Annotated in this window: 40 protein-coding genes and 1 tRNA gene; 6 read left to right on the forward strand and 35 right to left on the reverse strand. The window is 62.9% G+C overall.

Annotation, left to right across the window (positions count from 1 at the left end; translation table 11 throughout):
• The first annotated feature begins 28 nt into the window (after nt 1-28).
• The 5 genes from acs to J3489_RS19165 all read left to right on the forward strand — a co-directional run bounded on the left by acs (nt 29) and on the right by J3489_RS19165 (nt 6,100).
• Nucleotides 29-2,011, forward strand: a complete 1,983-nt coding sequence (gene acs, locus J3489_RS19145; RefSeq protein ID WP_207000619.1) for an acetate--CoA ligase — start codon at nt 29-31, stop codon at nt 2,009-2,011.
• A gap of 165 nt (nt 2,012-2,176) precedes the next feature.
• The gene (locus J3489_RS19150; protein WP_207000621.1) at nt 2,177-2,542 is read left to right on the forward strand and encodes a DUF4212 domain-containing protein; all 366 of its coding nucleotides are present in this window, start codon (nt 2,177-2,179) and stop codon (nt 2,540-2,542) included.
• The gene (locus J3489_RS19155) at nt 2,539-4,557 is read left to right on the forward strand and encodes a sodium:solute symporter family protein (protein WP_207000623.1); all 2,019 of its coding nucleotides are present in this window, start codon (nt 2,539-2,541) and stop codon (nt 4,555-4,557) included. Before J3489_RS19150 ends, J3489_RS19155 begins: the two co-directional genes overlap by 4 nt.
• Nucleotides 4,558-4,619: 62 nt before the next feature.
• Nucleotides 4,620-4,710, forward strand: a tRNA-Ser gene (locus J3489_RS19160).
• Between the two features lie 148 nt (nt 4,711-4,858).
• Nucleotides 4,859-6,100, forward strand: a complete 1,242-nt coding sequence (locus tag J3489_RS19165) for a tyrosine-type recombinase/integrase (protein WP_207000625.1) — start codon at nt 4,859-4,861, stop codon at nt 6,098-6,100.
• Here J3489_RS19165 and J3489_RS19170 read toward each other — a convergent pair.
• From J3489_RS19170 to J3489_RS19185, 4 genes are all read right to left on the reverse strand, one after another.
• Nucleotides 6,075-6,311 (reverse strand): AlpA family transcriptional regulator, encoded by a 237-nt coding sequence (locus tag J3489_RS19170; protein WP_207000627.1) that lies wholly within the window; start codon nt 6,309-6,311, stop codon nt 6,075-6,077. The two genes, J3489_RS19165 and J3489_RS19170, sit on opposite strands and share 26 nt — an antisense overlap.
• Nucleotides 6,308-6,847 (reverse strand): DUF1643 domain-containing protein, encoded by a 540-nt coding sequence (locus J3489_RS19175; RefSeq protein WP_207000629.1) that lies wholly within the window; start codon nt 6,845-6,847, stop codon nt 6,308-6,310. Before J3489_RS19175 ends, J3489_RS19170 begins: the two co-directional genes overlap by 4 nt.
• The gene (locus J3489_RS19180) at nt 6,847-7,353 is read right to left on the reverse strand and encodes a J domain-containing protein (RefSeq protein ID WP_207000630.1); all 507 of its coding nucleotides are present in this window, start codon (nt 7,351-7,353) and stop codon (nt 6,847-6,849) included. The genes J3489_RS19175 and J3489_RS19180 overlap by 1 nt, the downstream gene beginning before the upstream one ends.
• A 128-nt stretch (nt 7,354-7,481) precedes the next feature.
• Entirely contained in the window at nt 7,482-8,153 is a 672-nt protein-coding gene (locus tag J3489_RS19185) for a hypothetical protein (protein ID WP_207000632.1), read from the reverse strand.
• A gap of 35 nt (nt 8,154-8,188) precedes the next feature.
• On the opposite strand from J3489_RS19185, the gene J3489_RS19190 reads away from it, so the two are divergent.
• Nucleotides 8,189-8,440: a hypothetical protein gene (locus J3489_RS19190; protein ID WP_207000634.1), complete on the forward strand. Its 252-nt coding sequence runs from the start codon at nt 8,189-8,191 to the stop codon at nt 8,438-8,440.
• A gap of 2 nt (nt 8,441-8,442) precedes the next feature.
• Here J3489_RS19190 and J3489_RS19195 read toward each other — a convergent pair whose 3' ends face one another.
• From J3489_RS19195 to J3489_RS19345, 31 genes are all read right to left on the reverse strand, one after another.
• Nucleotides 8,443-9,516: a DUF5131 family protein gene (locus J3489_RS19195; RefSeq protein ID WP_309491393.1), complete on the reverse strand. Its 1,074-nt coding sequence runs from the start codon at nt 9,514-9,516 to the stop codon at nt 8,443-8,445.
• A gap of 4 nt (nt 9,517-9,520) precedes the next feature.
• Entirely contained in the window at nt 9,521-9,907 is a 387-nt protein-coding gene (locus J3489_RS19200) for a hypothetical protein (RefSeq protein ID WP_207000638.1), read from the reverse strand.
• A complete protein-coding gene (locus J3489_RS19205) occupies nt 9,904-10,395 on the reverse strand; it encodes a hypothetical protein (protein ID WP_242540131.1) in 492 nt (163 codons plus the stop codon). The genes J3489_RS19200 and J3489_RS19205 overlap by 4 nt, the downstream gene beginning before the upstream one ends.
• Entirely contained in the window at nt 10,392-11,486 is a 1,095-nt protein-coding gene (locus J3489_RS37705; protein WP_242540132.1) for a hypothetical protein, read from the reverse strand. Before J3489_RS37705 ends, J3489_RS19205 begins: the two co-directional genes overlap by 4 nt.
• Nucleotides 11,479-11,670 carry a hypothetical protein gene (locus tag J3489_RS19215; protein WP_207000639.1) on the reverse strand — a complete coding sequence of 64 codons (192 nt, stop codon included), beginning with the start codon at nt 11,668-11,670 and terminating at the stop codon, nt 11,479-11,481. The genes J3489_RS37705 and J3489_RS19215 overlap by 8 nt, the downstream gene beginning before the upstream one ends.
• Nucleotides 11,667-11,885 (reverse strand): hypothetical protein, encoded by a 219-nt coding sequence (locus tag J3489_RS19220; RefSeq protein ID WP_207000640.1) that lies wholly within the window; start codon nt 11,883-11,885, stop codon nt 11,667-11,669. The genes J3489_RS19215 and J3489_RS19220 overlap by 4 nt, the downstream gene beginning before the upstream one ends.
• A gap of 62 nt (nt 11,886-11,947) precedes the next feature.
• Complete coding sequence (locus J3489_RS19225; RefSeq protein ID WP_242540133.1) at nt 11,948-12,127, reverse strand: hypothetical protein; 180 nt, start codon at nt 12,125-12,127, stop codon at nt 11,948-11,950.
• A complete protein-coding gene (locus J3489_RS19230) occupies nt 12,117-12,833 on the reverse strand; it encodes an HNH endonuclease signature motif containing protein (RefSeq protein WP_207000642.1) in 717 nt (238 codons plus the stop codon). The genes J3489_RS19225 and J3489_RS19230 overlap by 11 nt, the downstream gene beginning before the upstream one ends.
• Entirely contained in the window at nt 12,826-12,990 is a 165-nt protein-coding gene (locus J3489_RS19235) for a hypothetical protein (protein ID WP_207000904.1), read from the reverse strand. Before J3489_RS19235 ends, J3489_RS19230 begins: the two co-directional genes overlap by 8 nt.
• Nucleotide 12,991: 1 nt before the next feature.
• On the reverse strand, nt 12,992-13,459 hold the full coding sequence (locus tag J3489_RS19240) for a phosphatase domain-containing protein (protein ID WP_207000643.1): 468 nt from the start codon (nt 13,457-13,459) through the stop codon (nt 12,992-12,994).
• Entirely contained in the window at nt 13,456-13,899 is a 444-nt protein-coding gene (locus tag J3489_RS19245; protein ID WP_207000644.1) for a hypothetical protein, read from the reverse strand. Before J3489_RS19245 ends, J3489_RS19240 begins: the two co-directional genes overlap by 4 nt.
• 180 nt (nt 13,900-14,079) lie before the next feature.
• On the reverse strand, nt 14,080-14,454 hold the full coding sequence (locus tag J3489_RS19250; protein ID WP_207000645.1) for a four helix bundle protein: 375 nt from the start codon (nt 14,452-14,454) through the stop codon (nt 14,080-14,082).
• Between the two features lie 19 nt (nt 14,455-14,473).
• The gene (locus J3489_RS19255) at nt 14,474-14,935 is read right to left on the reverse strand and encodes an Lcl C-terminal domain-containing protein (protein WP_207000646.1); all 462 of its coding nucleotides are present in this window, start codon (nt 14,933-14,935) and stop codon (nt 14,474-14,476) included.
• A 30-nt stretch (nt 14,936-14,965) separates the two neighbouring features.
• Nucleotides 14,966-15,328 (reverse strand): Lcl C-terminal domain-containing protein, encoded by a 363-nt coding sequence (locus J3489_RS19260; RefSeq protein ID WP_207000648.1) that lies wholly within the window; start codon nt 15,326-15,328, stop codon nt 14,966-14,968.
• Nucleotides 15,329-15,413: 85 nt separating this feature from the next.
• Complete coding sequence (locus tag J3489_RS19265) at nt 15,414-15,821, reverse strand: hypothetical protein (RefSeq protein WP_207000650.1); 408 nt, start codon at nt 15,819-15,821, stop codon at nt 15,414-15,416.
• Nucleotides 15,822-15,823: 2 nt separating this feature from the next.
• Complete coding sequence (locus J3489_RS19270) at nt 15,824-16,009, reverse strand: hypothetical protein (protein ID WP_207000651.1); 186 nt, start codon at nt 16,007-16,009, stop codon at nt 15,824-15,826.
• A complete protein-coding gene (locus tag J3489_RS19275; RefSeq protein WP_207000653.1) occupies nt 16,006-16,350 on the reverse strand; it encodes a hypothetical protein in 345 nt (114 codons plus the stop codon). The genes J3489_RS19270 and J3489_RS19275 overlap by 4 nt, the downstream gene beginning before the upstream one ends.
• Entirely contained in the window at nt 16,347-16,625 is a 279-nt protein-coding gene (locus J3489_RS19280) for a hypothetical protein (RefSeq protein ID WP_207000655.1), read from the reverse strand. The genes J3489_RS19275 and J3489_RS19280 overlap by 4 nt, the downstream gene beginning before the upstream one ends.
• Nucleotides 16,626-16,633: 8 nt before the next feature.
• Nucleotides 16,634-17,008: a hypothetical protein gene (locus tag J3489_RS19285; protein WP_207000657.1), complete on the reverse strand. Its 375-nt coding sequence runs from the start codon at nt 17,006-17,008 to the stop codon at nt 16,634-16,636.
• Between the two features lie 87 nt (nt 17,009-17,095).
• The gene (locus J3489_RS19290) at nt 17,096-17,839 is read right to left on the reverse strand and encodes a hypothetical protein (RefSeq protein WP_207000658.1); all 744 of its coding nucleotides are present in this window, start codon (nt 17,837-17,839) and stop codon (nt 17,096-17,098) included.
• A gap of 32 nt (nt 17,840-17,871) precedes the next feature.
• Complete coding sequence (locus J3489_RS19295; protein ID WP_207000661.1) at nt 17,872-19,512, reverse strand: YqaJ viral recombinase family protein; 1,641 nt, start codon at nt 19,510-19,512, stop codon at nt 17,872-17,874.
• Entirely contained in the window at nt 19,505-20,383 is an 879-nt protein-coding gene (locus tag J3489_RS19300) for an ERF family protein (RefSeq protein ID WP_207000663.1), read from the reverse strand. Before J3489_RS19300 ends, J3489_RS19295 begins: the two co-directional genes overlap by 8 nt.
• A gap of 17 nt (nt 20,384-20,400) precedes the next feature.
• A complete protein-coding gene (locus J3489_RS19305) occupies nt 20,401-20,562 on the reverse strand; it encodes a hypothetical protein (protein ID WP_207000665.1) in 162 nt (53 codons plus the stop codon).
• Nucleotides 20,562-20,744 (reverse strand): hypothetical protein, encoded by a 183-nt coding sequence (locus J3489_RS19310; protein ID WP_207000907.1) that lies wholly within the window; start codon nt 20,742-20,744, stop codon nt 20,562-20,564. The genes J3489_RS19305 and J3489_RS19310 overlap by 1 nt, the downstream gene beginning before the upstream one ends.
• Nucleotides 20,741-21,061: a hypothetical protein gene (locus J3489_RS19315; RefSeq protein ID WP_207000666.1), complete on the reverse strand. Its 321-nt coding sequence runs from the start codon at nt 21,059-21,061 to the stop codon at nt 20,741-20,743. Before J3489_RS19315 ends, J3489_RS19310 begins: the two co-directional genes overlap by 4 nt.
• A 259-nt stretch (nt 21,062-21,320) precedes the next feature.
• Nucleotides 21,321-21,605: a KTSC domain-containing protein gene (locus J3489_RS19320; protein WP_207000888.1), complete on the reverse strand. Its 285-nt coding sequence runs from the start codon at nt 21,603-21,605 to the stop codon at nt 21,321-21,323.
• 141 nt (nt 21,606-21,746) lie between these two features.
• Nucleotides 21,747-22,181, reverse strand: a complete 435-nt coding sequence (locus J3489_RS19325) for a hypothetical protein (protein ID WP_207000668.1) — start codon at nt 22,179-22,181, stop codon at nt 21,747-21,749.
• A gap of 14 nt (nt 22,182-22,195) precedes the next feature.
• Nucleotides 22,196-22,372, reverse strand: coding sequence for a hypothetical protein (locus J3489_RS19330; protein ID WP_207000670.1), 177 nt, complete (start codon nt 22,370-22,372; stop codon nt 22,196-22,198).
• 8 nt (nt 22,373-22,380) lie between these two features.
• Nucleotides 22,381-22,518, reverse strand: a complete 138-nt coding sequence (locus tag J3489_RS19335) for a hypothetical protein (RefSeq protein WP_207000672.1) — start codon at nt 22,516-22,518, stop codon at nt 22,381-22,383.
• A 158-nt stretch (nt 22,519-22,676) separates the two neighbouring features.
• Complete coding sequence (locus J3489_RS19340; RefSeq protein ID WP_242540134.1) at nt 22,677-22,943, reverse strand: DUF4236 domain-containing protein; 267 nt, start codon at nt 22,941-22,943, stop codon at nt 22,677-22,679.
• A complete protein-coding gene (locus tag J3489_RS19345) occupies nt 22,940-23,350 on the reverse strand; it encodes a hypothetical protein (RefSeq protein ID WP_207000674.1) in 411 nt (136 codons plus the stop codon). Before J3489_RS19345 ends, J3489_RS19340 begins: the two co-directional genes overlap by 4 nt.
• Nucleotide 23,351 lies beyond the last annotated feature (1 nt).

Here is a 23,351-nt window from a genome sequence, read left to right on the forward strand (position 1 = left end):
CACTTTCACCTTCAGGAAGGGGTTGTCGATGTCTACGATTGAATCGGTTCTTCACGAAAGCCGCGTATTTCCGCCATCCGCCGACATGGTGGCCAATGCGGCGATTTCCGGCATGGACGCCTACCGGGCGCTCGCCGCCGAGGCGCAACGCGATTACGAGGGCTTCTGGGCGAAGCTCGCACGCGAAACGCTCGCGTGGCACAAGCCGTTCACGAAGGTGCTCGACGAATCGAACGCGCCGTTCTACACGTGGTTCGAGGACGGCGAACTCAATGCGTCGTACAACAGCCTCGACCGCCATGTCGAAGCGGGCAAGGGCGGCACCGTCGCGATCATCTTCGAGGCCGACGACGGCACTGTCACCCGCGTCACCTATCAGGACCTGCTGCAGCGCGTATGCCGCTTCGCGAATGCGCTCAAGACGCGCGGCGTGAAGAAGGGCGACCGCGTCGTGATCTACATGCCGATGTCGATCGAAGGCGTCGTCGCGATGCAGGCCTGCGCGCGTATCGGCGCGACGCACTCGGTCGTGTTCGGCGGCTTCTCGTCGAAGTCGCTCAACGAGCGGCTCGTCGACGTCGGCGCGGTCGCGCTGATTACGTCGGACGAACAGATGCGCGGCGGCAAGGCGCTGCCGCTCAAGAACATCGCCGACGAAGCGCTCGCGATGGGCGGCTGCGAGGCGGTCAAGAGCGTGATCGTCCACCGGCGCACGGGCGGCAAGGTGCAATGGAACGAGGGCCTCGACCTCTGGATGCACGAAATCACGCAGGGTCAGGCCGATTCGTGCCCGCCGGAATGGGTCGGCGCCGAGCATCCGCTGTTCGTCCTTTACACGTCGGGCTCGACGGGCCGGCCGAAGGGCGTGCAGCACAGCACCGGCGGCTATCTGCTGTGGGCCGTGCAGACGCTCAAGTGGACCTTCGACTGGAAGCCCTCCGACATCTTCTGGTGCACCGCCGACATCGGCTGGATCACGGGCCACACGTACATCGCGTACGGGCCGCTCGCGCTCGGCGCGACGCAGGTGATGTTCGAAGGCGTGCCGACCTACCCGGACGGCGGCCGCTTCTGGAGCATGATCGAGAAGCACAAAGTCACGCAGTTCTATACGGCGCCGACCGCGATCCGTTCGCTGATCAAGATCGCCGAGGCCGATTCGAAGGTGCATCCGAAGCGCTACGACCTGTCGAGCCTGCGCGTGCTCGGCACGGTCGGCGAGCCGATCAATCCGGAAGCGTGGATGTGGTACTACGAGAACGTCGGCGGCTCGCGCTGCCCGGTCGTCGACACCTGGTGGCAGACCGAGACCGGCGGCCACATGATCACGCCGCTGCCGGGCGCGACGCCGCTCGTGCCGGGCTCGTGCACGCTGCCGCTGCCGGGCATCATGGCCGCGATCGTCGACGAGACCGGGCAGGACGTGCCTAACGGGCAAGGCGGGATTCTCGTCGTGAAGCGTCCGTGGCCGTCGATGGTCCGCACGATCTGGGGCGACCCCGAGCGCTTCAAGAAGAGCTACTACCCCGAGGAACTGGGCGGCAAGCTGTATCTCGCCGGCGACGGCAGCGTGCGCGACAAGGAGACCGGCAACTTCACGATCATGGGCCGCATCGACGACGTGCTCAACGTCTCGGGCCACCGGCTCGGGACGATGGAAATCGAGTCGGCGCTGGTCGCCAATCCGCTCGTCGCGGAAGCGGCAGTCGTGGGCCGGCCGGACGAGACCACGGGCGAGGCCGTGGTCGCGTTCGTCGTCTTGAAGCGCGCGCGTCCGGTGGGCGACGAGGCCGCGAAGCTCGCGAACGAGCTGCGTGCCTGGGTCGGCAAGGAGATCGGGCCGATCGCGAAGCCGAAGGACATCCGCTTCGGCGAGAACCTGCCGAAGACGCGCTCCGGCAAGATCATGCGCCGCCTCCTGCGTTCGCTCGCGAAGGGCGAAGCGATCACGCAGGACGTGTCGACGCTCGAGAATCCCGCGATTCTCGATCAGCTCGGCGAGTCGCTTTAAGCGACGAGCGTTTGAGACGACGGTGGCCGCTACGCCGGCAGTGCTGGGCTTTATCGCTTCAAGCACTGAATCGCCGTTGCCTGCTGCCTGTCGCTGCATGCGAGTAGAGGCAAGCGCGCGGACAATCCCAATTGTCTGCGCCGTGCCTTTTTGATACATAGGCGCATGGCCGCGCCGCATCCCCCTCACGCTCTCCCGCTGAACCCTCCGCCCGAACCGCCGCCGGTCACGGACGCGATGGCGCGCGCCCATCGGCGCTATTGGCGCTTCAACGTCGCGTTGATCGCCGCGCTGATGTCGATCGGCTTCTTCGTGTCGTTCGTCGTGCCGGCGCTGGCGCGCTCGCTTTCGGCCGTGCGCGTCGCGGGCTTTCGCCTGCCGTTCTATATCGGGGCGCAGGGCTCGATTCTCGTCTACCTCGTGCTGATCGCCGTCTATATCGCGCTGATGCAACGCGCGGACTGCGCATTGCGGCGCGCCTTCGATGCGGATGCAGCCAGCGCCGACAGCGCGACGGAAGCCGCTCGATGACGCTCACGCACCGGCTGATTCGCGCTTACGCGCTCTATACGCTGGGCTTCTTCCTGTTCATCTATGTGCTGTGGCGGATCGAGCGCACGACCGGCGCGGGCGTGTGGATCGGCTACGTGTTCCTGTTCGTGCCGATCGCGGTGTACGCGGTGATCGGGCTCTTGTCGCGCACGTCCGACCTCGTCGAATACTACGTGGCGGGGCGGCGCGTGCCGTCGGCGTTCAACGGGATGGCGACCGCGGCCGACTGGCTCTCGGCCGCGTCGTTTATCGGTCTCGCCGGTTCGCTCTATGCGACCGGCTACGAGGGCCTCGCGTACCTGATGGGCTGGACGGGCGGCTACTGCTTGGTCGCCTTCCTGCTCGCGCCGTACGTCCGCAAGCTCGCGCGCTATACGATTCCCGATTTTCTCGGCACGCGCTTTTCCAGCAACATGGTGCGCGCGCTCGCGGCGCTTGCCGCGATTCTCTGCTCGTTTGTCTATCTCGTCGCGCAGATCCAGGGGATCGGGCTGATCGCGACGCGCTTTATCGGCGTCGACTTTGCGATCGGCATTTCGTGCGGCCTGGCGGGGATACTCGTTTGCTCGTTCCTCGGCGGGATGCGCGCGGTGACGTGGACGCAGGTCGCGCAATACATCATCTTGATCAGCGCGTTTCTGATTCCGGTGTCGATGATCGCGCACAAGGACGGCCTCGGCTGGGTGCCGCAGTTGAGCTACGGCCACTTGATGGAAAAGCTCGAAACGCTCGAGCACGACGTGCGCGACGCGCCGAAGGAGGAGAGCGTGCGCGCGTCGTACCGGCAGCGCGCGGCGCAAATCGATGCGCGGATCGCCGCGCTGCCCGCGTCCTATGTCGACGACAAAACGCGGCTCGCCAACGAGATCGCCGAACTGCGGCGGCACAACGGACCATTGCGCGAGATCGATCAGCGTGAGCATGAGCTTGCTGAGTTTCCGCACGATGCCGCGGCGGCGCGCGTCGTCTGGAGCCAGGAGCGCGACGAAATGCTTGCGCTTGCAACCGATCCGGTGCCGATGCACGAGGCGTTTCCTGCCTCGAACGAGGAGGAGCGGCGCATTCACGAACGCAATTTCCTGTCGCTCTTGCTGTGCCTGTCGCTCGGCACCGCGAGCCTGCCGCATATCCTGACGCGCTATAACACGACGACGTCGGTGAGCGCTGCGCGCCGCTCGGTCGGCTGGACGCTTTTTTTCGTCGCGCTGTTCTATGTGACCGTCCCGGTGCTGGCTGTGTTGATCAAGTACGAGATATTGACGAACCTCGTCGGACACCCGTTTGCCGACTGGCCGCAATGGGTGACGCAGTGGCACCGGGTCGAGCCGTCGCTGATCGGGATCGCGGATACGAATCGCGACGGCATCATCCGCTGGTCCGAGATCCGGATGCAGCCCGACATGGTCGTGCTCGCCGCGCCCGAGATCGCCGGGCTGCCGTATGTGATATCGGGTTTGATCGCGGCGGGGGCGCTGGCGGCGGCGCTTTCCACCGCCGACGGCTTGTTGCTGACGATTGCGAATGCGCTGTCGCACGACGTCTATTACCACATGGTCGACCCGTCGGCGTCGAGCCAGCGGCGCGTGACGATTTCGAAGATCCTGCTGTTGGGCGTCGCGCTGTTCGCGTCGTATGTCGCGTCGCTGAATACGGGGAATATTCTGTTTCTCGTGGGGGCGGCGTTTTCGCTCGCGGCGTCGAGTTTGTTTCCGGTGCTCGTGCTCGGCGTGTTCTGGAAGCGCACGACCAAGCTCGGCGCGGTGGCGGGCATGGTCGCGGGGCTTGTGGTGTGCGTCTATTACATCGTGTCGACGTATCCGTATTTCACGCAGCTGACGGGCTTCGCCGGGCAACGGTGGTTCGGAATCGAGCCGATCAGCTCGGGCGTGTTCGGCGTGCCGGCGGGGTTTGCCGTGACGATCGCCGTGAGCCTCTTCGATCGCAAGCCGGATGCCTATACGACGGCGCTCGTCGACTACATTCGCCACCCGTGACAGGGCGGGAGCAGCAGGTGGGTGGCGCGGGGCCCGAAGTTTGCTATAATGCGCCTCCCGCCGGAGAGATGGATGAGTGGTTTAAGTCGCACGCCTGGAAAGCGTGTATAGGTTAATAGCCTATCGGGGGTTCGAATCCCCCTCTCTCCGCCAGTCAAGCCTTTCAGCAGTTCTCAGATTCTCTCAGCAACACCCGCCAGCCTCGTACCCACGGCCGTTTTGGGGGTGTCAATATTCTTGCCGCTTCTCAGGGCTACCCACATAATCGCACCATCGTTTGTGGGTAGATTTGTGGGTAGACATGGGCTCAAAACAACTCCATCGGCTCAACGCGCTGCGCGTGTCCCGCGAGGTCCAACCGGGGTATCACGCCGACGGCGGCGGCTTGTATCTGCAAATATCCTCGAGCGGATCGCGCTCGTGGATCTTCCGTTATATGTTCCTCAAGCGTGCGCGTGAGATGGGCCTCGGGCCGCTCGCGTCGGTCTCGCTCGCCGAGGCGAGGGCCGAGGCTGGGCGCTTGCGCAAGTTGCTGTCCGAGGGCATCGACCCGATCGAGGCGCGCAATGCCGATCGTGAGCGAGCTGCGGCGGCCGCGCCCGATGTATTGACCTTCCGCCAAGCCGCGACCGACTTCATTGCTGCGCATAAAGGCAGCTGGAAGAACAAGAAGCACGCGCAGCAGTGGGAGAACACGCTCACGACCTACGCCTACCCGATTATCGGGACGACCGATGTGCGCGACGTCGATACGCCGATGGTCGTGCGCATCCTGCAACCGATCTGGCTTGAGAAGCCCGAGACCGCGAGCCGCGTGCGCGGGCGCATCGAATCGGTCCTCGATGCCGCGAAGGCGCTCGGCAAGCGCAGCGGCGAGAACCCGGCGCGCTGGCGCGGCCACCTCGAGCAGATCCTCCCGAAGCGAAAGCGCGCGCGGCGCGTGAAGCATCATCCGGCGCTGCCCTACGCGCAGATCTCCGAGTTCATGCCACAGCTCGCCGAGCGACCGGCGCCGGCGGCGCGCGCGTTGCATCTGCTCATCCTGACCTGCGTGCGAACATCCGAGGCGCTGCTCGCGCGGCCCGAGGAGTTCGATCTCGATCGCAACGTGTGGACGGTGCCCCCAGATCGCATGAAGATGGAAGTTGCGCTGCGAGTGCCGCTATCCGAGTCGGCCGTCGCGATCGTGCGCGAGGCGCTGAAGATGGCGAAGCCTGGCGGCTATCTATTCCCGGGTCAGAAGATAGGCAAACCGCTGTCGAACATGGCGATGCTCAACCTGCTCGATCGCATGGGCTATACCGATATCACGGTACACGGCTTTCGATCGACGTTCCGGGACTGGGTTGCGGAGTGCACGGAATATGCGGACTCGCTGGCAGAGATGGCCCTCGCGCATGCCGTCGAGAGCAAAGTAGAAGGCGCCTATCGACGCGGTGACATGCTCGAGCGGCGCCGCAAGATGATGGAGGAGTGGGCGCGGTACTGCAGCAGCAAGAAGGCGCCCGTCGTGCCGCTCACGACGCGACAGTCAGCGGCGTGATGTTGCTGCGGTCGGGCGCATCGCTGCGCGCCGGCCGCGGCTTCCCCGCTTTGTCGGCGAGCCAGTCGTCGATATCCTCCTCGAGCCATGCCGTGCGGTTGCCGCCGAGCGAGAAGGGCTTCGGAAACTCGCCTTTGGCGATCATGCGGTAGATGGTCGACTGGCCGAGCGAAACCTTCGCGGCGACTTGTTTGATGTTGATGGCTCTCATCGATCACTCCATTCGAAACGCTTAGGCCGCGTGCTCGCGGCGATGTAAAGCGGATGCTTCGGGCTGCCGTCCTTGTTCAGACCGAGGTGGTAGAGCTTATTGCGCATGCCGCACATGCTGACGATTCGCATAACGTCGGCGGCGCGCGCCGCGGCGGCCGGGTGCGCACCCCAGGCGCAGATGACCGTGTGGGCCTGATCGATCGCGTCCAGGATTGCGCCGTCCGCGCTGATGCCTTTGCCTTTCGGGCCGATCGGGTCCGGATGCGTCAGTAGTTCGGCCGGATCGGTGGCGCGCAGTGGGAACAGATTCACGACGTCAAGCCGCCCGAACTTGCCTGCGACGGCGCGCGACATGCAGCGCGTTATCGTCGGATCGTCCGTCAGGTGGTCGGCCGTAGATGGATTGAGCATCAGGAACGCCAGCGTCGGCCGCGTACGGTCCCACTCGCGCCACAGGCGGTACCGGTAGGTGCCGCAGTCGCTCAAGATGCAGCCGCGCTCGCCGGCGAGGTCGGTCTCGGTCAGGTATTGCATCAGCCTAGTTCCTTTTCCGCTGCGGCGAGCGCCGCATTCAGTTCCGTCATTGCATCGTGCGAGCCGCCGGGACGATCCGGGTGATGCTCTTGCGCGCGGCGCCGGTATTCGGCGCGCACCGTTGCCATGTCGCGCACGCCGGGCCCGACGCCGATCACCTCGCGCCAGTTCCGCGGCGCGCCGGGTGCTGGAAGCGCCGTGAAACCGGTGAACGCGCGGTCTAAGATCTGCGCGCCGCCGTGCCGCTCGATCGCGCGCATAGCATCGAGCGTGGCTGCAACGGCCGCGAGATTGTCGGCCACTTTCTGGTAGCGGTCGATCGCCATGACGCGATGATCGCCCTTTCGTGTTCGCCAGTAGACAGCGACGCCTGGATCGTCAGGGGCTTTCTGGTCGGATCGGGGGAGACCATCTAGGCGCGTCGGGATATTGGTCGAGATCACGATATCGTCTCGGCCAATGCCGAAGCGACTAAGCTCTAGCAACACGCGCTCGACGCCGTCCATGACGGTAAGCGCCTTCGGCATTTCACGCATCGTCGATCGAGCACGCGTGCTGAATTTTCCGTTTTGCCGCGCATATGACCTCGTGCGCGGCCAGCCTTCAGGCCACTGGAGCGGATAGGCTGCGATCATTATTGGACCCTCCTGAATTCCACGACCCACACCCACGGATTGACATCCCACCCATAGCCGCGCGCGGCATTGAGGCTGTCCCACAGTTGCCGATAGCTGTCGCGCGGATCGCGAAGATAGTTGGCTGGCGTCACCCCGTCCGCTTCGTAAAACATCGTGGTGTACGGGCGCCATCCGGTGTAATGGCGCTCGATGCCTTCGGCGATCGCGTCGGCCTCGCTGATGCTATTCAGCCGCTCGACGCGCACGCCGGCATTCTCAAGAGTGATGCGTGAGGCCGCGCGCGGCATGAAGATCGAGGGGCGCGTATGCCAGGTAGGCGCGGCCCCAGCTCGGCGGCGCGCGTCAGGATCGGCGCCGTCGAAGCGGTACGCGAATCCGGCCTCGACCGTCATATCGACGAAATGCCACTCGTCGCGGCCCTTTTCCTCGCTGTAGCGCGTCTCCCAGCGGCCGAATGCGACGAAGGTTTCCTTGACCCACAAGTGGTCACCGGCGTACCCGTAGGGACTGAGGTCGTTCTCCGGCAGCGCGACATATTCCGGCGTGAAGTTATCGGGATGCAGCAGTTCGAGCGCGAAGCCTTTGACGACGCGCCGTGTTTGCGTCTTGCGACCGTCAAGGATCGCGCGGACCATCGGGCCACTGAACAGGATAGGGCGCTCAATCATGCTAGGATTCCTCGAAAATCACATTGGAGACGACCATGCGCCAGATCGAAACCGGGCCGCGTCAGGTGGCGGAAGACGACTACAAGGACCAGCTGATCCACGTCATTACCGCGTACGAGATCCGCAGCGAGAGCTGGCCGTTTCACGTGTACGTCGGCACGCGCGAGAAGGGCATGCGCAAGGTCGGCGGCGTCGGCGAATCGCAGTCGATGAATGAGGCTTTCCAGCTGGGGTTTGAAGCGGGCCGCATGTTCATCGATGGCGGGTTCACGGTCCACGGGGGCTGAATTCACTTAGCCTCCGGGAATTCGTCGTGCGTGCGGCCATCGAGATGACGGCCGGCAGTGCGCTTGCCGACGCGATAGACGGTCGGCTCATCGTCGTAGTGCATGCCGACTGAGCCGCTCGGCGTGAGCGTGCTGAAGCACCATTGATCGCCAAACCAGTGCGCAACCTGCTCGGTGCGCTTGAGCGGACCGCCGCAGTTCTCGCCGGGTGCCCACTCACCGAATTGTTTGAAAAAGAAGGGCACTTTGGCTTCTGCGCACTGATCGCGCAGATCCCTCGCCCAGTCAGGATGCATCGGCCGCGCGCCAGGCCCCGACTCGCCGCCGCAGATCACCCAGTCGATTCCACTCTGGATGTACCAGGGCTGGCAGATCTTCGCGCCGCTGCCTTGGTCGAGATCCGGTCCCGGCATCGGGCGCTCGAGGTCGACTGGTCCCAGCATCGGCTCGACGCTGAGAAAGTGCACCGCAGCCGGCACCTTCAGCAGCAGCGGGATGCGCTCATCGGCGGCGCGCTGATCCTCGACGCTCACGCCGAGCCAGACGTTCTCGTACGGGAAGCCGGGCCCGCAGTTGTCATAGCCGCCGCGCCGCGTGTTGTGGTGATGCGGTACCCACGGGATGTCCTTTGGCATGCGACTACTGATTGCGTCATCATCGAACACGCCTTCGCCGTCTTTGACCCATTTGAAGAACTCGACCATGCGCTCCGGACGCTTCGTCAGCACTTGGTAGGTGTGCCGCGTTGTGACGCTCATCACCGCGAACACGCTCGCGATGAACTCGAACGGTACCGACTCGTGGAACAGATCCGACATGCTGTTCACGAACACGCGGCGCGGCTTCGCCCAGCCGAACGGCGCGGCGAGCGCCTCCGGTACCGTGCGAACCTTGCCCGTCCACTTCGGCCCCTGCGACGTCATCTGCACGAGCTTGTGATACGGCTGCCCGGCGCCACTGAAGCGCATCGCGACGCGCTCGGCGTAGCAGTGCGTGCAGCCCTGCGAGACGCGCGAGCATCCGCGCAATGGATTCCAAACCATGTCCGTCCATTCGATTTTGCTGTTCTGGCTCACGCTATCAATCTCCACAGTCGTCGTAATAGCCGTAGCGCTCCAACTCTTCTTCGGCCTCTTGGTTCTGGCGCCGGATGCACGCACCGCACACGTCATAGAGGCGTCCGTACGAGCCTTCTTCGTAGTCGCGTCGCTGGCGCAGGTCCGTCGCTGCCTTACCGCACCAATCACACGTTCCGGTTGCCCGCTCGGCAGCCGTCTCGGCCATCTCGCGCTTGTATGTGGCATAGCACTCATCGCACATGTCGTTGAGCTCGCTGCCAAATGAATCGGTCTCACCCTGCACGCGATGCGTCGCCATCCGGTCCGGATGGTCGTCGCACATGGTGCCCTCAGGCACGGAATGGTGCGCACCGGGCAGCGTGCTGATTGGTCCGGTCACTGCGCTCATCGCGGCATCCTCCGGAGTTCATTTCGGCCGCGCGGCGCCGTCTTCCACCATTCGCTCTGCTTGACGCCCTGCGGGTAGCTGAACGGGACGTAGACCATGCCGAGCTGGCCTTTCTCGCGCAAGAAGCCCCACGGCTTCACGTCCTGCGCGCGGTGCACGAACAGCGTCCAAACTTCGGGTACACCGCGATCCCTAGGCAGCACCACGCGGTGGAAGGTGTCGGCGCCGATGAAGTTGAACCAGCGCACGCGGCATGTGCCAGCACGCGTCAGGTTCCAGTACCAGCCGATGAAGATGAGCGAGATAGCCCACGGCCATGGGTGATCATGGAATCCTCTATCAGGGTCGCTCGCGACGAAGCGGTGCAGGTACCAGCGCGTGCCGAAGACCGTACACAGGTAATAGCGTTCGAGGTAGGGCTTGCCCCCGTCGCTGATGATTCGGCACGGCCGCATGCCGCTGAGCCAGTAGAGCAGGGTGCGCATCATTCGTCGTCTCCTCGGGTATCAAGCGGGCAGTGGCGACCGGACTTTTCCGGCTCGCCGTCGCGGAGCTGCGGGCACTTCGCGTGAGTGCAGTCGCCGTCGGGGTGGGCCGCGCAGCGCGCGAAATCGGCCACGATGACGGTGGCAACTGGGACCGGCTCCAGTTTCTCAACTACGTCCGCAGTCTTTGCGACGGTACGGATCCACTCGGCGGCGTGGCCATACGCACCTCGGTATGCGCCGACCTTGCTGGCGCTCTGCAAGGTGTCGCAGATCTTCGCCGCTTCTTCCATGCCCTCGGCGCGGGCCGCTCTCGCCGTTGATGCCGCGCTGGCCGTAGTCGTGTGCTCGGGGAGGGGCGAGTGCTTCGGCTTCGCAGCTTGTTTGGCGCGAATCTTCTCGACGGTCGCGGGCACGCTGATACGTGCGAGTTCCGCTTCGCCTGCGTAATGCATATTCAATTCGTTCGCCAGACACAGAGCCGCGAGCGTCACCATCACGCCACCAACCTCCTGATGACGCTGGCCGACAGGTCTCCCGAATGTGTAGTCGACCAGCTGATGTGCTTCACTGGCCGTCATTCCGCAGGCCTGCACGAGCTCGGTCGCTTCCTCGAAAAAGCGGTGGTTCCGCTCGATCCGGTCAGATGCAATCTCGGACCCGAAGCATTCCAGCATCCACGGTCGCACGCGATTCTGGAACGCCACCGCTTCCCCGCCTGCGCTGGCTTCGACGGTCTTAGCGAGACGACACGAGCCGTCAGTGCGCTGCTCGCACGGCCCCAGTCCACTGCACATGCATGACGTCGTCGTGGCGTGCACGCCGAGACGGGACTCAGCGCTCTCGGCGCGTCCGAGAAGTTCAGCCTGCTGTTGGCGTGCCGCGTCCGTTACTGACTTCTGGAAGGTGATGTCTCGCTCAAGCTCCGCGACGCGAGCTTTCAGTTCCTTGGCCGCACCGAATAGCGATATCGCGACCACGACCAGCACTTCAATCTGTTTTAGCCCTGGCGTTTTGGCCCGGATACTGGGCTCCGTTTCGGTGATGTAGTCTGCGAACTCTTTTCGCAGCGCGTCCAAGTCGATTTCAGCCACGGTCACCTCCCTCTTGGTCGATGCGCTCGCTGGCGCTGGTATGCGTAGTCAGCAGTCTGACCACTTCGCGGATGAACCGGGCATTGCAGGCTTCCTTCGACGGCTCGACCGCTTGCCGTTCTGCCCAGTCGTCGGCGATCGTCGCCGCCTCGTCTCGGATGTGCGACAGTTCAGCATCAGTCATGCGAAAAGCTCCAGTTGGCTTGCATCTGTCAAACGATCTTTGCTCCACACCGATCGTCCATCCATGGTGTAACCGTTCAGCCAGTAGGTCTTGCCCTTCTCGTGGCGCTCGACGCCTAGCACCGTGAGGTGATAATGAGGCTTCGATGGGCGCACGTCGCCGTTGATCGAGCGGATGTATTCAGGGCACGTGCATGGGCCATCTACCTTTTCCACGATGTACGGTCCAGTGTCGTATGACGTCCGAATGTACGCGCCCAATCTCACTAGCATGGCGTCTAGCCCGCTAGCCGATGCTTCGTGATGCCGGTGATTCCATTCGGCAATTGCGGCTGGGTATCGGCAATAAAGCCCGTTCCCTTGCCGCCGGTTACCTTCAAGTGCTCGACCTCGACCTTGGCGGAATTGATGATGACCTGAGCCACCTCGGCGACCGCCTTGGCGCGCTCAATCTCCATCGGCTTTTCCTTGTCGTTCAGCGCTTCCAACGTTGCGAACAGGTGAGTCCGAAGCTCCTCGATCGTGGCCATTGATCTTCCTTGAAAGGACGCCCTTGAGCCGGATCACTTCCTTCAGCTCGCTAGGCAAGTTGTGAACAGTGTTGCGAGCCATCAGCTCGCGCTTGGTAATCAGTTCCAGGTTTTCGAGAACGACGTTTTTCTTGTCGCCATCCCTCAGCACGACGACATGTCCTTTTGGGATTGGGCCGTGCGCGTCTTCCCACAGCTTTTTGTGCAGGAAGACCCAATCCTTTAGCTGGTTATTGGTCTCCGATACCTTCACTTGCAGGTAGCCGCCCTGGCTGTCGCGCAGGCTTCCAATCGGCATCCAGTTAGGCGGCCGCTGGCCCGGCTTGAACGAGGTACGCGAGCCGGTCCCGGGTCGCTTTATCCCCTTGTTGACGGGTGTCTGCCCCTTGACGAACCGGCTACTAGCACCGCGTACGCCGTCCATGCGGCCAGAGCCAGGCGACGCAAAGAAGGCTTCCGACTTGGACAGGCCAAGCTTCGCGGCCTTTGAATAGACACGGCTCACCGAAACACCGAACGATTCAGCGATGACCTCCGTCTTCTCGTCTGGGTAACGCAGTCGAAGCTCAGCGACTTGTTCGGGTGGCCAGAGGACGCGCGGTGGCGTTGTCGATCCTGGTTTGCGCTTAGTCATTGATGGCTCCCGTGCGGCCACGCCGATACGTCTGTGTGAAAGCCGCGTTGACGGCGTGCCCGCGCTCGCGCACCACGGTTGACAGCCGCGCGCGGTCGTGGTGACTCGCCGGCGCCTGCCGCAACAGTCCGAAATAGCTGTTGGCCGTTGCGCTCACCTCAGAAGTCTCCGGGAGCAACTTGGAAGCAGGGGATACCTGAATCGCGCCACATCTTCACAACGCAATCTCTGTCGTCGAAAACAGCCGTTAGCCGCTTGTACTCTGGTGGCTCAATCTCGGAGAGCCATCCGAACTTCAGTTCCACATCGGAGCGATGGTCGCCAGCCTTGCGCATGCGGAACTGCTCAGGCGCTTTCAGCGGGTTCCAGAAGGAATGGAAAACGCCGTGCTTATGCAGCCATTGCAACGTCTCCCTTTGCACTTCGTCGCTGCGGCCAGACCATACCCAAACCTCCGCGCTTTTGCGCAGCGATTTGAGGGTGTCGATAACAGGCTGATTGGGCTTGTCATCAACGCAAGCGGCGAAGAACGCACGCCAGTCTTTCTTGGGCCCTTCGACGAGGTGTCTGCGATGCTCGATCAGTGCGAGCGTGCCATCAAGGTCGAAGATATAAATTGGTTTCATGACGCAGACCTCCGCCTCGTCGGTGCCAACAGCGCGCGTTCATGGCTCCATCCGCGCCGCAGACGTTCAATTACCGTAGTCGGGCGCAAACCGAGCGTGCGCGCCCATTCGGTAGCAGTCTTCGTGACGCCATCGCGGGTGATCAGGATGCAGTTCGATCGGTTGGCGTTCTGCTCGGCCATCGTGGCCCACCGACAGTTGCCCGGCTCATAGTTGCCGTTCGCATTCGGAAAGCGGTCTAGCGTGTGGTCCGGTGGATATTCGCCCATATCGGCTAGGAACGCTTCAAAGCTCGCCCAGCGATCACAGCACGTCACGCCTGCGTAGTACTCGGCATGGTGTGCATCACGACCAGTAGAGGAACGCTGGCGCATAGCCTTCCATCGCATATATGTGCGCGATCCGTGATGACCGTGTTTGGTGGTTCCGTTCGGGTTCATGCATTGATCCAAGTTGGCCGAGAACTGCGTCGTATCGTGCTATCTACGTCGCCACACCGAAGGCATGCGCCGATCAGTGCGGAAACTGCGCCGGACCGAACCCGGTGACTCCCGGTGGTATCCGTTATGCGCATGTCGGTGGCCTTGTGAGCCAGCGGCACGACCAGATTTAATTGGCGCTCAGTCATGGCGGCCTTGACCTCCATGAAGCGGGCGCACTGCGGACTTGCGCCACCCGTTAGCCTGTTTCCCGATGCTGGTCGTCATCTCGACCGCCTTTGCATAACCGTCCGGCGAGATCAGCCGTTTATCCTTCGCTAGACGGATCATCAGCTCGGCGACCTGCAGGCGCTCGAGCAGCTCAAGCAGATGAGGTGCCTTTTCCTGCGCAACGTTCGCGCGGAAGATCAGCACCGTGATCTCGATGCACTCAGTGGTGATCTTGTCACCGATCGAGCGCTTGAAATCGCGCTGCATGTTCTTGACCAGACTGGTCGCGACGTCGAGCAGGTCGTACGCGACCTTGTAGATCGGGAGTTGGGTGTGAGTGGCCATGCTGGTTTAAAGGACTAAATTACTCAATAACCAATCTGCGGACGGCACGCGCGCGGCAGCCGTAGTCGCCCTTGTGGCCGCTGCCCTGGCCGCCGCCGCCGAAGTACTGAAACCAGGCGCAGGCGCTATCCGACTCATGCGTCTCGCTGGACCAGTAGTAGGCGCTTTGGAACTCTCCCTTGAGGTTCGCGAACAGTAGGGACTGCTCACGCCGCGTGGGCAACTCACCACCTAGGTCTGCGGCCCATTCCTGAGCGCTGCTCCAGGTGTCGCCGTCCATATCACCGGGCAACATCACGAGGTGGTGAGACGGCATGCCGTCGTCGCCGAGGATGAGCCCCGCGTAGCGCTCTCCGGGCGCTAGGCTGATCGTCATCGCTGCGACGTCGACGGTCGTGCTGGCCGACTGCTTCCTGAATGCCTCGATCAACGTGCTGATCTCGGACTGCTTGGCCTCGATGGCCTCAAGCGTGATGGTCATTGCTGATGCTCCTCGAAAATGAATGAATGACTAAATCGGCAATCTGCGGACGGCACGCGCGCGGCAGTGGCTGTAGCTCTTGCGGACGCTGCTCTGGTTGCCGCCGTTGAAGTGCTGACACCAGGCGCAGGCGTCATCGTCGTGGTGCGACTCGTTGCTCCAATACCAGTCGCGCTTGAACAGGTCGCGGTGATTCGCCCACAACATGGCCTGCTCGATCCGGTTCGGCAGGTCTCCACCGATGCTCTTCGCCCATGCCAGCTGATCTGCAAACGGCTTATCATCGTTATCACCCGGCAGCAGAATGACGTGGTAGAAGTCGCCGTTCTTGTCGCCGATCGCGCCGACGTAGACCTCGCCTTCGGCGATCGGTGGAAGCTGAAGTTGCTGCATGACATCTCCTGTGAGTTGGAAAACGACCCGGCTAACGCCGGTCAAACATGCCGCGCATATCGCGCGGTTAGGGGTTACTCTTTCGTCAATCGGACGAGTCGACGGTCTCCGCAAAGCCGCACAGCTTGCAGGTGTAGCGGTTCAGGCAGTTGCCCACGTTCACGCTGTCCATCTGGTGCTGACAGCCGAACTGGAACACCTTGACCGTGCCGTCCCGGTTTCCGAGCAGTGCGAAGCTGATCTGGTTGTGCATGAAGAACAGACGCGCATCGCCGATCGTGGTCCTCAACCAGCCAGTCGCGATCGGCGTGTACCAGAAGAAATGGGAGCCAGCGAAGTCTGACCAGCTGATCTCCTTCCAGCCGTTCGGCAACACGTCACATCCGTAGCCGTACTTCGGGTGCGGCTCGCTGCCGACCTTGCCGCCCCAATACGTCTTTTCGACCGAGGCGCGCAGTTCTTTGTCGGCGCCGGTGATCCTGTCGAGCAGCATGGTCAAGCCTCCCTCGGCAGCTGCGCGTCGAGCTTGCGGATCAGGCTCACGACGCGCTCTGGGAGCTTCATCGCTTCGCTGCCGTGCAGAGCGGCGAACGCCGGACGCAGCAGGTTTCTGTCGAAGTCGCTGAGATGCGCGTGCTCAAGCCGGCGCAGCGCCTTCCAGAGAGGTTCCTGTGTCGTCATTGCTTCGGCACTCCGTGTGAGTCGCGCATGTGGTCGGCTAGACCGGTTTCCTTGACGCGACGGCTGCAGGTCGGGCAGTTCACGCGCGGGACGAGCGTTGCAACCTCGTGCTCGTCGCGCCGCTTGCGCTGCTCCGTCTCGTGATCGTGGTAAAGCCGACGCCATTGGCTGGCGCGCGCCATCACCAGGTGCGCGTCGCACACCTGCATCACGTCATCGTTGCCGCGCATCCAGTCGGTCTGGACGTCGATGCGCTTGACGGCCGGCTGGTCGCAGCACGAGCAGAACTTCGTCTGCGCCTTCATCTCCGTGCCGATGCGGGGATAGCGGTCGCGGCTCACGATGCCTCCCGCGCGCAGAGCATCGCGTCGGCGATTGCATAGCAGCGCCCGGCATCTTCCTTGGCGCTAAACCTGTGACCATGGCTGATGATCATTCCCGCGAGTGCCTTCGCCGCGAAGTAGTCGCGCAACGTCATGCCGTGTGCGAGCCGCTTTGCTTCCCCTTCGTTTTTTGGACTGAATGCAAACGGATCGGAAACCGGAAACGCCGGCCCACCGTCTTCAAGATTCGACGTCTGCTCGCGATAGATGCGGTTGTCGTGTTGATCGCTCATCGCGCGCCTCACAGGGGAATTTCGTCGCCTTGATCGGTGCCGTACTCAAGCTGCGGCTGGCCACCGCGAGCTGGCAGGTTTTCCAGCGCGCGGCGAAGCTCGAATGCCGATATCGGCTGCAGGCGCAGCTGGCGCGCGGCCATCAGTGCGGCAGCCTCGTCGACGAAGCTCATCGCGTAGATGGCGCCGTTGCCGTAGAGCTTCGTGAACGCCTGCGTCGCGATGTAGGTGTCGTCTGCAGGCAGAGCCGGCACGTCGACGCGCACGAAGGCGCAGCCGCCGATCGTCTGCTCACTGATGCGTCCCGCGATTCGCTGGTGGCCGAACAGTTCGACGATTGCCCACTGCTCGAACTTCTCGGCTGCAAGGTGTGGAGTGCTCATGTCTCTCTCAGGTGGGGCTCCGACCGTCGGCCAGTCGGAGATCAATGCCGAAGCTCCATCCAGTCGGCCGACGGCTTCGCCCGTTCGTTATTGCGACGCGCCTTCGCCGGCGGTCATCGCTTCCTTGATCTGCTCGACGCGTCCATCGTCGAAGACGTCAGCCTGCTGGCCTTTCTTCTTGCGATTGGGTTCCGCCTTCTGCTGCGCTTCGGTCATCGCCTGCGCGATCTGGCCGACTTGCTCTTCGGGAACCGCTTCGCCTTTCTTGCGACGGCCGCGTGCGGGCTTCTTCTCGGCTGCCGGCGCCTCTGATTCCTGTTCTTCCTCGTCTTCCGGATCGGTATCGACCGTCACCGTCACCACGCGCTGCATGACCGTGAACATGCGCACGAGGTCCTCTTCGTCTGGATGGGCCTGTATGCGGACCGACAGGTGCACCGTCCCGCCTTCCTTCGGAAAGAGCGTGATCTCATTGATCTTCACTTCGCCCAGGCGCACGTCCGCGTCCACCTCGTCGCCATGGGGCATGACGAACAGGCCTTCATCGAAACGTTCGTTCCACTTCAGCGGCATGTGCAGGTGCTCGAAGCGCAGGTTCGGATACACCTGTTCGACGCCCTCGATCGTTTCAGTCTTCGTGTCTACCAATGCCGGATTGCGCCAGTAGAAGGTTTCGAGCAGACGCGTGTCGAGTTGGTCGAGCACGCGGTTCGGTAGATCCATTTCAAGGCGGATATCGCATGCGAGGCGGTACTCATCGCCGTTCAGTTCCTGTCGGCCCTGCACGTGAGCTACCTTGGCCTTGACGTTGATCAGCTTCAATTCAGACATGACGCGGATTCCTTTCTGAGTGGAGGAGGGGATTAGGCAGTCGCTTCGAGGCGATCGAGCTCAGCCTTGAAGTCCATGGTCGACAGGAGAGCCGCGACTTGCTGCGAGGTCGTCCCGTAGTGCTCGGCGAGGATGTCGATGATCTGCGCGGCGGTGGGGCGCGGGATGCGGAGACCACCGCCTGCAGCCGGCGCGGCTTGGGTAGCAGCAGGGCGGTGAGCTTCACCAGCGCCGGGTGTTGCGGAGGGCGCGGCGCTGGCTACGGGGGCCGCAGGTTGCGCTTCAGCAGCCGGCGCGGCTTGGGTAGCAGCAGCTTTCGCTGCAGCCTCGGCCGCTGCTGCCGATGCGGCATCCTCACGCGCCTTGCGCTCGGCTTCCTTCTGCTTGTGTTGATCGATGCGCGTCGTCACCACGAGCTTGAAGTCGTCTGCAGGCTTCTGGATGACCGTCTGGAGGTCGCGGAAGAGGAAGTCGAACGAGTCCGCATTCTTCACGTACCAGTCGAGCTTCGCGCGCAGCTCGCGCGCGGCCGCGTCAGCGGCGATCTTGCCGTTCGCGAGCGCAGTGTCGACCGCTTCGTGCAGGCTGGCGAGCGTGCGCTTGCCCTTGATTGCGCCAGCGAAGTCCGGCTCGGCGACGTTCACGCGCACGTCCACCGTGCACACGTCGACGAGTTCGAGGTTGATCGCCTTGATGTGATCGGCGAACTGGCGGCGCCCGTCGAGCAGGATCTCGGTCTTGATCTCTTCCTTGCGCTTCTTTACGGTACCGGTAAGGTCAAGGCGCTTGCGGCGCAGCTGCTCCCTGATGTGACCGAGCGTCTTCATCAGGTCATCAATGCTGGCCGTCTGGGAGATGGCTGCAGACTGTGCAAGGTCGATCTGGGTTTCCGCCTTGTCACAGAACTTGATCGTTTCTTCGGCATCTGCGAAGTCCTGGTCGGTCTTCAGATCTGTCTTGATGCCCGCGATGAACACGTCAGCCGCAGCCTTGAAGCGCGGCAGGTTGCTCGCGACGACTTCGCCTTTGATCTGGACGGCCAGCGTCGGCAGACCCATGATCGCCTCGGCCTGCGGCTTCTCTTTGAGCTCACGCGGCTCATATGCGGCGAGGTCCTTTTCGAACTGGGCCCAGCCGGCGCGCAGCCGCTCGAACCACTCCGGATCAGGCAGCACCTCGAGGTGAACCATCTTGTCGGGCGTGCCGTCCGAGCACGTGAATTTGAGGCGGTCCGCGCCGGTCACCATCAGGATCTGCTGCGCCTGTGGCATGTGCTCTTCTGGGAGCTCGCCGAACTCGATCGATTCGTACAGGGCCTCGTTGTACTGCTTGTGCTCCCATGCGTCGCTTTCGCCCATGGTCAGGCCGTCGCACGATGCGGAGAGGATCCCGAGCGAGCACGTGACGGGATAGAGGTCCTCGCCGATCTGCTGCTCGACGATCGGACGCGCGAGCGCTTCGAGCCTGTGACCTTCGTCGAGGATGTGCTCCTGCACCCAGTCGCTGAATTCCTTCGGCTGGCAGGTGAACTTCATGTGCAGCAGTTCGTTGCGCTTCACCTTCGGCGAGAGGCCGAGCATCGCGGCGGCTTCGCTGGCGCCGAAGTGGGTGAGGCGGAACTCCAGCCATTCTGGAGTTCCTTGCACCAAGTCATGGGTGATCCGTTCAGTCATTCTCGTGGCTCCAGCTGTCGATGGTGAGCTTCTGGTTTTCGGTGAGGGGGGCGCCTTTGGATTCGATGAACTTGACCATCTGCGCCGGTGTCTTGCGCTTGGACTTGACGACCTCGCGCCAGGCGTCCTTGTTCGCGTTGAACTTGGTCTGGTCGTAGAACTTCGTGTCGGCCTGCGCGGGTTCATCCTTAGTCGCGGCAGTCTTGCCGGCTGGAGTCGTCTGGTGCGATGGGTTACCTTCCTTGCCAGCATCACCTTCCGCGCCGCCGGCACCATCGTCGTCTTCACCTTTTGTCGACATGCCGAGTGCCGCGAGCAGGCTGTATCGCTCGAGATAGGTGACCGTGCTGCCTCCCTGCTGCATCACGTTTTTCTTGCCGCTCGTATCAGGTGGCCCTTCCATCTTGACCTTCTTCGAGTGGCCGTCGACGTGCGTCACGATGCATTCGACGATGATCTTGTTGGGCTCCTGATGGATATCCCAGTCGTGGGTCAGACCGTGGCGTGCCATGCATGGGATGACGACATCTGTCACATCTGACAGTTCGGCGTGCTTGTAGCCGACGAAGTCGCCTTCGCGTGTGTTGTAGCCGACGGCCTTGCGCTTGAAGATCGGCGGGCACTCAGCCTTGAATGCGGCCATTGCGCGCCGGAAGGACTTCTTCGCCTCGTTTGCTTCCCACTCCATCTGCATGTGCATCAGCTGTTGAAGGCGATCGAGATCGGCGCCGCTCTGAAGGGCGAACCGCATCAGGTCGATCGGCGTCGTGATGCTGATGGGGGATTGAGATACGGCGCGCGGCACCTGAGCGGCCGGCTGCGCAGCGGGTAGCTGCGCTTGAGCGGGCTCCATGTCGACGACGTCCGCCATGGTTGCAGTGGCAGTGTTCACGTTTGGGTCCTGGTTGAGTAGAGCATCTGCATCTGGATCGCCGCGGTGTCTGACTTGTCCCATTCGATCGAGAGGTACAGACAGATCGCGCCGAGCAGCAGCATCCCGGCCATGGTGCGGCGCGGGTACTTTTCGTAGAGTCGATCGAGCCAGCGCATTACTTGGCACCTCCGATCGGCGTGCGCACGAATTGACGTGCGACGCTGGGCGGAACGTAGCCGCCGCTGATCGAGACGCGCGGCGAGCGGGCGAGACGCTGCCGCATCCACGCGCGGCGCTGCTCGCGGCTTAGGTGCGAGGCGTACTTGCGTATCGACGGACGAAGCGAGAGCGGGCTCATGACAGGCGGCTCCCACGACGACGATCGAGGTAAGCGCTTGACAGGAATCGGACCTCGCTCGCGTAGCGTGAGGACACTTCTCGGAACTCGTAGTAGTCCGACGATCCAATTGGCAACGCCATGGCAATGGAGAAGCGAACGCCGTTGAAGTAGCCGACGTCGTAGCTGATGTCGCGATAGCTCATCCACGACTTGACGCGGATCTGGTTGGCCGTCTCGCGGACTTTCAGCATCGCCCATTCGAGCTGGAGCACGCCATGCTCTGCGGTGCTCAGCTCATTCAGCGGCGTGCGCCTGATTTCGTGGTAGGGGCGCATCACAGCTCGTCCCAGAGGCGAACGCGGCGCGGCACCGGCTGGGCCGGCTGCGGCTGCTGTTCTTTGGCTTGCGATTCCATGTAGGTCTCCATAGCAATGTCAGGTGACTCGTGACTTCAAGGGTGGACGCTCGACGCTTGCATAAGGCAGCATTTGGCGCCGCGCTGACGAATCAGGGCTGTTGCAGCGGAGCCCACCCGCTGCCGTCGAATGCCCACTCTTGAAGGTGCCGGTCGGATGCCGGCACGCCGTGCAACCGTCAGGCCGCTTGTTGCTCGGCTGGACGGTCTTCGATCTTCGTGTATGGGTACTTCTTGTCGAACACCTTGATGTGCTTCCCAAAGTGCGAGCCCTTCGACTCGGCGGCTTCGAATGCGGCAAAGTCTTCGGCCGTGAAGTTCGAATAGTGGTAGAGACTCGTGGGCGCGCCGGTCGAACGGTTCTTGAACCGGATCGCGAGCGTCTGCGTTGCGGGGTCATGGCCGATGGAGTCGATCTGAGTCGAATCGACTTTCGTCAGCGCGATGCTAGGTGCGGCGGGGATAACCGCCTCGGTATTGGTTTCGGTATTCACGTCTGCCTCTCGGTTTTGTTGGGTAATCCGGTATTCCACCGGTGCGGCGCAAAGCGGCCGTCGCTCCCTTGCGAGCCCGGATTAAGCGCCGTGCGATCGCTCTGTTGCCCCTTACTGGCCGCGCGCAGCGCGCTTCTGATAGCGGCCGGCGATGCCGGCCAGCGCACCCATCGCGCCGGACAGGAACGCGCCGGCGAACTTGCCGAAGCCCTGCAGGCGAAGCGCCAGCTGCATTTCTGGCGGTGTCATGTTCATGCGGTTGCCAGTCTTCCGGCCGGATCGGCGAGCGCGCTGCGGGTGCTTAGCGCTGATCAGCGGCGCTCCGACGCGCCACGGTTCGTTGCGCTCGTCCTTCGGCAGCGCGGCGTGCGCACGTGCCTCCGCAGTGCGATGGCTGTGCGTCGGCGCGAGCGGCTTCGCGATGTTCGGGATCAGCGGGCGCGCGTCGCGCTTCGCCATCCGATAGGCCTTGCGGCCAGAGCCGCCGACTGCTACGCCTTGTTCGCGCAGCTGCTTGCGCAGCGCCTTTGCCTTCTTCTCGTTCATTGCTGTCCTTTGTCTCAGGAAGCCGGCACGTAACGGCCAGCGGAGTACGCGGCTTCAATGCGGCCGCAACGCAGGTTGCACAGGTCACGCAGCTCGCACACGTGACAGCCGCGGTCGATCTTCACAACAAACCGCACATGCCCATCGAGCGACTTGCGGGCGGCGCGGTGCAACGCCTTGGTGATTCGCATGGCACACCTCACCCCCAGACGACTTCGTTGAGATCGACCAGTTCGCGGAACTTCAGCTCGCCGGCCGCGTTACGGACTTGCGTCTCGTACATCGAGATCCAGCGACCGGCGATGCGCTTGTACATGACCTTCATCGACCTACTCATGTCCGTCTCCTCAGGTGCTACGTGTCCTGCTGTCCGACTGAACTATACGTCAACGTATAGAAATGTCAATACGCGAATGAATAGAAGATTGTGCGGTTCGCTCGCCGGGGAATAAAAAAGCCCGCCGAAGCGGGCTTTGAACCGGTCCTAGAGAGTTGTCAGTGGACGAAGCGACCGAGGAAGTAGAGGGCGGTCAGCACGAGGAAGATGATAGCGATCGAGCGGGACGCGCCACTGCGCGCGTCGAGTTTCCTGCGGTAGGAGAGCCCCGAACCTGGGATGCCGACGTCGGCGTAAGTGCCGCGTCGCCCGACGTTGACGGTCGCGCCGCGCTTGCCGAACGACCAGCTGCCGCCGCTCTTGCTGACGTTCAGGCGCACGCCGGGCGCCACGTTGATCGACTTGCGAAAGCGGAATCCCATCATTGCACCTGTCGGGGTTGATCCGTCTGCATCGGCGTCGTGGTAGTGGTCGTTCCCATCTGCGAGCCGGATTGCGACGATGTGCTGCTCGAGCCCTTCAGGACGCCGGCCGGCGTGAACTGGAAGCTGACCATCGAGCTGCGCGCGTCAGCGCCACCCACGAACGCACCGAGGATCGGAATGAAGCTGGCCGGACGCGCCTGTGCTGCGCTGAAGCTGTACACGAGCATAGTCGATCCATCGGGCAACGTAGCCTGCGTCGTTGGAGTACCCAGTCTAGAAATCACCTCCTGTCGCGTCGTGACGCCGGCCCGGAAGTCCGAAGTCTGTTCTGGCTTCACTTCGACTCCGCTCGATACGCAGCCTGCCAGCGCGACGCAAAGACTTAGTGCAAGAATCGAATTCTTCATT

The organism is Trinickia mobilis, from assembly GCF_017315705.1.
Taxonomy (GTDB): Bacteria; Pseudomonadota; Gammaproteobacteria; order Burkholderiales; family Burkholderiaceae; genus Trinickia_A; species Trinickia_A mobilis.